Source organism: Candidatus Clostridium helianthi (assembly GCF_045310795.1).
In the GTDB taxonomy this organism is placed as follows: Bacteria; Bacillota; Clostridia; order Clostridiales; family Clostridiaceae; genus Clostridium; species Clostridium helianthi.
The window spans coordinates 55,655-65,570 of the sequence record NZ_JBJIAB010000031.1; the positions used below are offsets into that span (position 1 = coordinate 55,655).

8 protein-coding genes are annotated in these 9,916 nt (G+C 29.5%); 2 read left to right on the forward strand and 6 right to left on the reverse strand.

Annotated features, from left to right (window positions below; translation table 11 throughout):
- Nucleotides 1–234 precede the first annotated feature (234 nt).
- From buk to ACJDTP_RS19810, 5 genes are all read right to left on the reverse strand, one after another.
- On the reverse strand, nucleotides 235–1,305 hold the full coding sequence (gene buk / locus ACJDTP_RS19785) for a butyrate kinase (protein ID WP_078114716.1): 1,071 nt from the start codon (nucleotides 1,303–1,305) through the stop codon (nucleotides 235–237).
- A 189-nt stretch (nucleotides 1,306–1,494) separates the two neighbouring features.
- On the reverse strand, nucleotides 1,495–2,469 hold the full coding sequence (locus ACJDTP_RS19790; RefSeq protein ID WP_207716043.1) for a 2-keto-3-deoxygluconate permease: 975 nt from the start codon (nucleotides 2,467–2,469) through the stop codon (nucleotides 1,495–1,497).
- Nucleotides 2,470–2,670: 201 nt separating this feature from the next.
- Complete coding sequence (locus tag ACJDTP_RS19795; protein ID WP_406762210.1) at nucleotides 2,671–3,843, reverse strand: NAD(P)-dependent malic enzyme; 1,173 nt, start codon at nucleotides 3,841–3,843, stop codon at nucleotides 2,671–2,673.
- 566 nt (nucleotides 3,844–4,409) lie between these two features.
- Nucleotides 4,410–5,000: a TraX family protein gene (locus ACJDTP_RS19805; RefSeq protein ID WP_406762212.1), complete on the reverse strand. Its 591-nt coding sequence runs from the start codon at nucleotides 4,998–5,000 to the stop codon at nucleotides 4,410–4,412.
- A 68-nt stretch (nucleotides 5,001–5,068) separates the two neighbouring features.
- Nucleotides 5,069–5,521 (reverse strand): Lrp/AsnC family transcriptional regulator, encoded by a 453-nt coding sequence (locus ACJDTP_RS19810; protein WP_077844047.1) that lies wholly within the window; start codon nucleotides 5,519–5,521, stop codon nucleotides 5,069–5,071.
- Between the two features lie 133 nt (nucleotides 5,522–5,654).
- Here ACJDTP_RS19810 and ACJDTP_RS19815 point away from each other — a divergent pair, with 133 nt between their 5' ends.
- The gene (locus ACJDTP_RS19815; RefSeq protein ID WP_017209001.1) at nucleotides 5,655–6,077 is read left to right on the forward strand and encodes a carboxymuconolactone decarboxylase family protein; all 423 of its coding nucleotides are present in this window, start codon (nucleotides 5,655–5,657) and stop codon (nucleotides 6,075–6,077) included.
- Nucleotides 6,078–6,138: 61 nt separating this feature from the next.
- Here the strand turns inward: ACJDTP_RS19815 and ACJDTP_RS19820 are convergent, their stop codons facing one another.
- The gene (locus ACJDTP_RS19820) at nucleotides 6,139–7,938 is read right to left on the reverse strand and encodes a heme NO-binding domain-containing protein (protein ID WP_406762213.1); all 1,800 of its coding nucleotides are present in this window, start codon (nucleotides 7,936–7,938) and stop codon (nucleotides 6,139–6,141) included.
- Nucleotides 7,939–8,288: 350 nt separating this feature from the next.
- Between ACJDTP_RS19820 and ACJDTP_RS19825 the strand changes: the two genes are divergently transcribed.
- Nucleotides 8,289–9,806: an aminotransferase-like domain-containing protein gene (locus ACJDTP_RS19825; protein WP_406762214.1), complete on the forward strand. Its 1,518-nt coding sequence runs from the start codon at nucleotides 8,289–8,291 to the stop codon at nucleotides 9,804–9,806.
- Nucleotides 9,807–9,916: the final 110 nt, after the last annotated feature.

Sequence of the window (9,916 nt, forward strand, 5' to 3'; positions counted from 1 at the left end):
GTTTACTTACATTATATATAAATAATTCCTTATTACCAAATAGTACAACTTCTTTAGTAATACGTTTACTTACTGTTTGTCAAAGCAATTTCCCACAAAAAGTTAAGAGCGTATCCCTAGGAATCCGCTCTTAATTCATAGTTTATTAAAGCTAATAAACTAATACTCAATAATTATAGTAATACTAAATGTTATCTTTTCAACTACTTTCTAATCTTTAGTATATATAGAAGTCTATTTATATTCTTTAACTTCTTCTTGCCCGTTTAAAACTCTTAGTGCACCTTGAGCTAAAGCAAGCATTTCATCTTCACCTGGATAAACAGTTATTGGAGCAATAAATTCCACTTTTTCTTTTATGATGTCTACCATCATTTTTTCGTAGGCAATGCCTCCAGTTAAAATTATCGCATCTACTTTTCCACATAAAACCGCAGCTGCTGCACCTATATCTTTTGCTACTTGATATCCCATAGCTTCATAAACTAACTTTGCTTTCATATCTCCTTCTGATGCAAGCTGTCTAACTATTCTCCCATCGTTTGTATCAAGATATGCTACAAAACCTCCTTTTCCAGTTATCTTCTTCAATATTTCTTCTAAAGTATATTCCCCGCTAAAACACATTCTAGCTAAATCACCAGATGGTATACCACCACTTCTTTCTGGTGAAAATGCGCCTTCTCCATCAAGAGCATTATTTACATCAATTATTCTTCCATTTTTATGTGCGCCTACCGAAACACCGCCTCCCATATGAGCAACTATAACATTTATATCTTCATAGTTCTTCATATTTTCTTGCGCATACCTCTTAGCCACTGCCTTTTGATTTAATGCATGAAATATACTTTTTCTTGGAAGTTCTGGCACTCCTGAAAGTCTTGCTATATCTTCCATTTCATCTACAACTACTGGATCTACTATAAAAGCAGGTTTATTAATAGACCTCGCAATTTCATTGGCAATTATAGCACCAAGATTAGATGCATGCTCTCCTTGAACATTTTCTTTTAAATCTTTTAACATATTATCGTTTACACTGTAGGTACCACTAACTATAGGCTTTAAAAGTCCACCTCTTCCAACTATTGCATCCATTTCAGTTATATTTATTTTATTGTCTTCTAGTATTTTTAATATAACATCTGTTCTAAAGCTTTGTTGATCAACTACGTACTTAAACTTTCCTATCTCTTCTGATGAATGTCTAAGTGTTTCCTCAAAAATTTCCTTTTCACCTTCATATACTGCTATTTTAGTTGATGTGGAACCTGGATTTATAATTAATAATTTATGACTCACACATTTTCCTCCCCTACGTTATATTTAATTATAGTATTTGCATCTATTGTTATTATTATAAACACAGATACAAAACCTGTTTTTAAATTATACTCTGTAGGTATCAGCTTTAGCAAGTATTTTTCAATATTAAAATTAATTTTATTAATTCATACTATAGCTCTTAACCCAATACTAATAATTATTTTATTATTGTACTACTGCTTCTCTGCTCAATTTCTTTTCTTTATTTGCTCTGAGCATTTTAAACACATAAGAAACAATGAATGGACAAACAATAGCAGATACTACGCATGCCGCTGCAACTTGTGCTGTTGCTATTGTTGCTATTGCAGCCAATGTTGGATCTGCCGCTGCAACAGCTGCTGGTGTGGCTACTGCATTTCCCGCTGTTGATCCTGTTGCAAGTCCAATTATAGGTTCTTCTCTAAATAATTTTAAAAGTATATATGCCCCTATTCCAGTAAAGGCAGCTATCACTCCTAATAATATACCAGGACCTCCAGCTTTTGCAATTGTATCAAGATTCATTCCTGCACCTAATGGGAATGAGAAGAATGGAATTAATAACAACTTACTGCTTCCAAGAAACTTTCTCATATCAGGGTCGGCGTTTCCTAAAATCATTCCTATTCCTATTGGAATTAACACTGCAACAAGTGACATAAATGGAATTTGAGCAAGCCCTGATGCACCTAATGCAACCAAAGTGAAAAATGGACCATCTTTTAAAGATAATAGAGCATAAGCACCTACATCTGTTTCATCGCCATATTGTGAAGCTAGAGATGCATATAATCCACCGTTGCAATTTGTTAGTGCTGAAAGAATCGCTAGTGGTGATAAACCTAGTACCCCAGCTGGTCCAAAAACTTTTCCTACAATTATACCGATACCAGCACCCACTATAAATTTTCCAGATATTAATAGTGCACCTTTTTTTAGTGCTTTAGGTGCTAATTTGAAATTAATTTGTGAGCCAATTAAAAACATAAAGCAAGCCAGAATTGTTGATGATGCCGTCGAACTAAATAGTGCTGTTGTATATCCACCAATTTTAAGAAATTGCGGACAAAAAGTATTAACTAGTACTCCTAAAAAAAGTGGAACAAGCATCATACCACCTGGTATTTTATCGAGTGTTTTCTTAATTGGGATTTGCATATATATACCTCCTAAAATCTTGTTTTTTTATTTTTAAACATTTACATATTTGTCATAGTAAATTTTTATATAAACAACTCTAATTTATAATCTTGTGGGATACAATTATTTATAATTATGTTTTACTTATAATTTGTACATGTCACAAATGCATTAATTCTGATTTCTTACCTTTTAGCAACATGTACAAATTGAATTATCTTATTTTCTTGCGACCCCACTTTCTCTTGCAGCATTTGCAATTGCTTCTGCTACCTTTGTAGCAACATTTTTATCTAAAGCACTTGGAATTACATTATTTTCATTTAAATCTTCATCTCTAATGTATCCAGCTATGGCATATGCTGCAGCAAGTTTCATTTCCTCATTTATTTCTTTTGCTCTAACATCTAAGGCACCTCTAAAAATACCTGGGAAAGCTAGAACATTGTTCACTTGATTTGGAAAATCTGAACGTCCTGTTCCTATAACTCTAGCTCCAGCTGCTTTTGCTTCATCTGGCATAATTTCCGGTGTTGGATTTGCCATTGCAAAAATTATTGCGTCTTTATTCATTGCTCTAACCATTTCAGGCTTCAATATTCCTGGAGCAGATACTCCAACAAATACATCGGTATCAATTAAAGCATCTGCAAGGCTTCCTTTTATATTATCTGGATTTGTTATTTCCGCTAAAGCATCTTTAGCATCATCAATTTTTTCCATGCCTCTATATAAGATACCTACTTTATCGCAAGCAATTAAGTTTTTTACTCCTGATGATAATAAAAGCTTAGCTATTGCAGTTCCTGCAGCCCCCGCTCCATTTACTACTACCTTTATATCTTCAAGCTTCTTATCTACTACTTTAAGTGCATTTATAACACCAGCAAGAACAACTATTGCAGTTCCATGTTGGTCATCATGGAATACTGGAATGTCGATTAATTTTTTAAGTTTTTCTTCAACTTCAAAACATCTTGGCGCTCCAATATCTTCTAAGTTTATTCCACCAAATGTTGGCGCTATCAATCTAACTGTATTAACTATCTCATCAACATCGTTAGAATCTACTAATATAGGGAAAGCATCAACATCTGCAAATTCTTTAAATAAAATTGACTTTCCTTCCATTACAGGCATTCCTGCCATTGGCCCTATATCTCCTAGTCCTAACACTGCACTTCCATCTGTTACTACTGCTACCAGATTTCCTTTTGATGTATATTTGTAGACGTTTTCTTGATCTTCATGAATTTTTCTGCATGGTTCTGCAACTCCTGGTGTGTATGCAAGACTTAAATCATCTCTTGTTTCAACCTTAACCTTAGATGTGATTGAAATCTTTCCTTGTTTTTCTTCATGTAATTTTAAACTTTCTTCAAAATAATTCATTTAAAACATCCCCTCTATATTTAAACATTTACATTTGATATTTAATATTTTGTTGTTCTTTGGTGTAACTAGATAATATCATTTTGTCTGAAAATTTAAAATATTAAGTAACTTTAATTTATATTTAGTAAATTAAGAATACTTTGTGTTTTTTTTAACGAGTATTTTAATTGCCCTGAATAACTTTTTCACATAGTATCAATAAATATCTTTTTAGACATATTATCTTATGTACTATACAAATATAAAAAAATATATCATAGAAATAAAAAAATAAAATGGAGATCCTATTCTTTTGAACATGATCTCCATTTTGCTTTTTTCATAAACCCTTATTTAAATTCAGCCTATATGTGTAATTCCTCCCCAGAAAAATAATATGAATATATGGGTAGGATAATAAAAATAAAACAAATATTTTAATCCACGTCCCTTTTTTCCATTATAAAGCATCATTAGCGGTATAGCGAAAATCATAATCCATTGATTGTAACCAAAAAATATATTCTTAAATGAAAAACTCGCAAATGGAAAAAACGATACTGAAAAAATTGCATAAATAATCATCATTTTTTTCTGTCATTTCTTAAATAAAAAAATATTATTCCGAGAGCAACAAATGAAACACTTCCTTCACAAAACAATGGACAGGGTAAAAAGGATATAATAATTCCAGCTATGTTTTTTGAAAATATTGAATAAGTGCTTATTGGTAATACTACTTCAAACATTATCGCTAAAAAAATAATATAAATTTTCCTGTACAAATCTTTGTTTTCATCTCTTAAATATTCAATTAGTAATATATTTAATGCTATTAAAAAGAATGTCTCGAATATATTATTGCTCACTGGAAAATATGATGGATTATTCACTGATATCTTCCATGAAATAAATTTTCCTAAAGACATTACTATTGAAAATAAATATAATCTTTTAACATAAGTTTTTCTATTCCTCGTATAAAAAAAGCCTTCTGCCATTGTAAAGAAAAAAAGTGGAGCTGATAATCTCCCAAGCCAATTAAACCAAATTGGAATTCCATTTGATGCTAAGAATTCATGCATATGATCCATTGTCATTAATATTAATGCGATTATCTTCAAAGAAAATCCACTAAACCCCTTTTGAATAATATTATTATTTGCTATATACATACTGTATCTCCTAGCTATCATTAAAATTTCATACGTAAGTTCAATAACATTTATTAATAACTATTTGTTTAGATATATTCCATAAACTTATTTATGTTATTATCTATTTCTACTTCTGAAAATGCAATAATTGTTGTTGTTAGCGAATATTCTGATATATCATTTATAAACTCTTCTATCTCTTCTAAATTCTTTACAGATAATTTTACTAAGAAACACCCATCCCCTGCTATCCTATATCCCCATTCACTCCTTCTATGATTTTTAATAAAATTTTTAAATTTGTTATATTCTCCGTTTTTCATTGTAATCTTCATTATACAATCAATTGATAATCCTAGCTTTTTCTTATTTATTCTGATTGTATAACCTTCTATAATACCACTATCTTCAAGCTTGTTCACTCTCTCTGTAACGGACGGAGGTGATAAATTTATGCGCTTAGATAATTCTCTTATTGATAACCTACTATTTTTTTGCAACTCTGATAATATTGCTATATCTATTTCATCAAATTTCATATGTAACACTCCCAGTATATTTTTTATTTCAAATATAATCTTATCATTAGTATTATATGTCATTTAGAATGCAAATAAGACTATAACTCCTATATAATATTAATTGTTAATATTATATATAAGGAGATTTATTATGGCAAGAATCAATTTTTCAAAAGAAGGAAATACACCATTTCAAAAACTATTAGGACACAATAAAGATATTATGTTAAAGTGGTCTGATTTAGAGAATCTTCTTTTCTCTACCAATACATTCACTTCTGAATTAAAAGAACAGGTAAGACGTACTTTGGCATTTAATAATGGCTGTGAATATTGTATGGCTAAAGGTAAGCCATTCAATAATATAAACGATTCAAAGATTTTAGCAGCTACCAAATTTGCAAATTCATTTTCAAAAAATTCTGTAGTTAGTGATGAGGATTTCATCCCTTTAAATAATGAATTTTCTGAAAAAGAGATTTCAGAGCTTATTGCTCTAATATGCTTTATAACAGCTTCTCAAAAATTTGGAGCTACTCTTAATTTACAACCAAGTTGTTCAATTAATATTTAATAAAAATACCTACTAAAAGTAAATTATTTTCTTTTAGTAGGTATTTATATATATCATGAAGTTAAATTTTATATTTCTCTAAATCATTTTTAAAGGTTTTTGTAATACCTTTAAAATCAGATATATTATCTATAAGTTTTTTTATCTCATTTGTATAATTTATTACACTAGCACTTACTTCTTCCGATGATGCTGAATTTTCTTCCGCAATGGCTGCTAACGACTCTATACTATCATATACATCAGATATAGAATCAGCTTCAATATTTAACTTGCTTATAGTCTCAATCATAGAAGTTGCTACACTCTGTACTGATTGATTAGCTTCATAGCTAATATTTCGTACGACATCTAAGTTATTGGTTTCTTTTTCTAATACATCATATTGAACATCTATATGATCCACTAAGAAACCTATTTCTTTAACAAATTGAGCTAAATTAGAGTTAATATCAAGTACTGCCTCTTTGGACTGTTCAGCAAGTTTTCTTATTGATTCTGCAACAACAGCAAACCCCTTCCCTTGCTCTCCTGCCCTAGCAGCTTCTATGGATGCATTCAACGCTAATAAATTAGTTTGTTCTGCTATTCCTGATACTATAGATACAATATTATTTATATCTTTAGCCCTTCCTTCAAGCTGTGTGCCCTTCTCTTTAACTTCATTAAAACTCTGTAAAGATTTCAAAATATTTTTACTTGCATTTTCAACATTTTCATAGCTATTATTAATCTTAAGCATGGCATCTTCAAGTTCTGATTTATTTTCATTCTCGTTTTCAACTATATTCCTTAAGGCTTCGATGTTTCCATTAAGTGCTTGTACAGCTTTATCTGTATTTTGAGCTTGTGTAACAGCTCCATTCGCAACCTGTTCAACAACGCCACTTATTTCTGTTGAAGTATGATTCATCGAATCAGAAATCTTGTTTATAGTATTTACAAAAGTATTCATTTCATCTGTAACACCTTTAAATCCAACGAAATCTGCCTGAATTACTTTTTTATGTTCCTTAAGTAAATCATAAATTTCTTCAAAGAAATCATTAGTGGTGATTTTTCCATCAATATTGTATTCATTTTTAATTATTCGTTCTATTTCTTCTTTTATTTTTCCTATAGGTAACATCATTAAAGAAACACCTACAAATGTAGCTAAACCAGATACTAGGCTCCCTATTAAAACCTTTGTAATATCATTTATTCCTAACATTATCAAAAAAACTATAGCTGATATTATAAATGAAAATACTCCTGTCTTTGCCCCAAAACTTTTTATAATACCCAAAGAAAAAACTCTATTAAAAAAGTATTTTTTATTGTAATATACATCTCTTTCAAAAGTAAGTTTTAATTTAAGTTCACTGCTTGTTCTTGATATTTCTTTTATATCTACTTTCTCGTTAAAGTGTTCGCAAGTCCCTTCAAGCATACCTAAAAAATAGTCAAACATTCCTCTAGAAGAATTATAACTAAAGATAGCTTCCCTACTCGATATTGGCTCTATAGATACCAAAGGTGGCTTCGCTCCTGCAAACTTTTTTGTCATCACTACATGTACATCAAACATGGACTTTAAAAATGAATATACATTGTCATGTTTGAAAAATGCCGGATAATCATGACTAAAAGCTTTTATATTATCTTGTCCAATTTTTCTCCAAAGAGCTCCTACCTCTATATTTTGAGATTTAGCTATGTATGATATTATTTTCTTAACTTCCCCATCGTCTACATTTTCAATAGGTGAAAATATTTTTGTTTTTCCCCAACCTATATAATCCATTGCTTCATTAACAATTGAGTCTCCAAACAACTTTCTATTTGTCTTCATCCATGTTGATACGACTGTCCCTTTCATAAACACATTACCTCCTTTTCTATTACAGTATTTTATGCCATTTATTATATTTCACGTTATATCTAATACAATTATACACTTATTTCCCTTAATCAGTAAATATATTATTATTTAATATAAATTATTATTTAATATGTTCATTTTTTGTTTTTAAATAACTATCGCATCATTTTATTGACACAAAAGAAATAGTATGGTAAATCTAAAATAATTGAAATAAATTAATTCTATACAGTTTAATTACATTTATAAAATTGATTAGATATTGGTATTAACAATATAATTTAAACATTAGATGTTTTCTTATTAGATTTATTGTTACTTATCTAAAGTAGTGAGGTGATTCAGCATTGATATTTTCTAATCTTAATATAAATAAAGATGAGCCTATTTATATTCAAATTGAAAGACATATAAAACAAGGCATTAAAAACGGTGAATTAAAAAAAGATAGTAAGCTTCCATCTACAAGAGAAGTAAGTAAATTTTTAAATATAAGTAGAAATTCTGTAATTTCAGCCTATGAAGAATTAGAAAGCATAGGAGTAATAACAACAAAAAGAGGGGTAGGTACTTTTATCTCCATAGAAAGTGAAAATGAAAGCTATGAATATAATGTAGATTTTTCTAAAATGATTAATAATTATGGAACTACCTTAAAGAAGTTTGATATCATAAAAAGTGAATTACCGTATAAGAAGGGAATGATATCATTCAAATCCATTTCTCCTGAAAGTCATCTCTTTAATCTTGATGATTTTAAAAGATCTCTGTTAGATGCTTGGACTTACGAAGAAGCCAATCTATTAAATTACGGTTATGCTAAAGGATATAAGCCGCTAATAGATTATTTTTTAGATTATATGAGAGATAAAAGAGTTGATACTAATAACAAAGATATTTTAGTAACTAATGGATTTACTGAAGCTTTTGATATAGTAATTAGTTCGCTAACAAATAATGGTGATATTATTTTATGTGAAGAACCAACACATAATACAGCTTTAAAAATTATGAAAGCCTATGGACTAAAGATAATTCAAGTAAAAATGGATAAAGAAGGCCTAGATTTAGTATCTCTTGAAAATGCTTTAAATAAATATAATCCAAAGTTCGGATATTTAATCCCGTCTTACAATAATCCAACTGGAATCGTAACTAAAACTGAAAGAAGAAAGGAAATATATAAACTTTTTAGAAAATATTCTGTTCCTATAATAGAAGATGGCTTTAATGAAGAATTACTCTACTCAAGCTCCCCAATTGATCCAATAGCATCACTATGTGGAACTGGTAATGGAGTCATATATATAGGAAGTCTTTCTAAAATACTGTTTCCAGGTCTTAGAATAGGATGGATATTCGCAGATGATAAGCTTATAGAAACTTTAGAAAGTGTAAAACGTGGAAGAAATATTCATTCTTCTTTTTTAGATCAAAGCGCATTTTTCTATTATTTAAAAAGTGGTGCCTTCAACAGATATGTTAAAAATGTAAGAAAATATTATAGAGATAAATACAATCTTGTACTAGATATGGTTGAAAAATATATTCCATATGAATATATAACTGGTGAGGGTGGCCTTCATATATTCATAAAGCTAAAGAACAACATAAATGCAAGAACTCTTCTAGAACTCTGCTATAAAGATAATGTATTATTTATGCCTGGTGATATTTTTTATGATAATTCCAATGACAATGTAGAATTTCATACTAAAACCGATGATAACAAGCCTATTAGCCATAGAAAAAAAAGCTTAAAAGGCTATGATACTTTTAGAATTGGGTTTGGTCGAGTAAGTGACGAAGATATAAAAAAAGGCATTGAGATAATAGGAAAAAATATAAGGCTTCTAGATAATTAGTATCTAAATAAAAAAATCATTGCCACAAAATTATTAAAATGTACCCTATAGAGTAGACACTATAAAAAAAGTCTACCCTATAGGGTTTTTCTATTTATAATAAGATTATA

What these genes read in the sequence shown, in the direction of transcription:
- ACJDTP_RS19815 (WP_017209001.1), top strand. Translation starts at nt 5,655, where the DNA reads ATGGCAAGAATCAATTTTTCAAAAGAAGGAAATACACCATTTCAAAAA.
- ACJDTP_RS19810 (WP_077844047.1), bottom strand. Translation starts at nt 5,521, where the DNA reads ATGAAATTTGATGAAATAGATATAGCAATATTATCAGAGTTGCAAAAA.
- ACJDTP_RS19820 (WP_406762213.1), bottom strand. Translation starts at nt 7,938, where the DNA reads ATGAAAGGGACAGTCGTATCAACATGGATGAAGACAAATAGAAAGTTG.
- ACJDTP_RS19790 (WP_207716043.1), bottom strand. Translation starts at nt 2,469, where the DNA reads ATGCAAATCCCAATTAAGAAAACACTCGATAAAATACCAGGTGGTATG.
- ACJDTP_RS19805 (WP_406762212.1), bottom strand. Translation starts at nt 5,000, where the DNA reads ATGTATATAGCAAATAATAATATTATTCAAAAGGGGTTTAGTGGATTT.
- ACJDTP_RS19795 (WP_406762210.1), bottom strand. Translation starts at nt 3,843, where the DNA reads ATGAATTATTTTGAAGAAAGTTTAAAATTACATGAAGAAAAACAAGGA.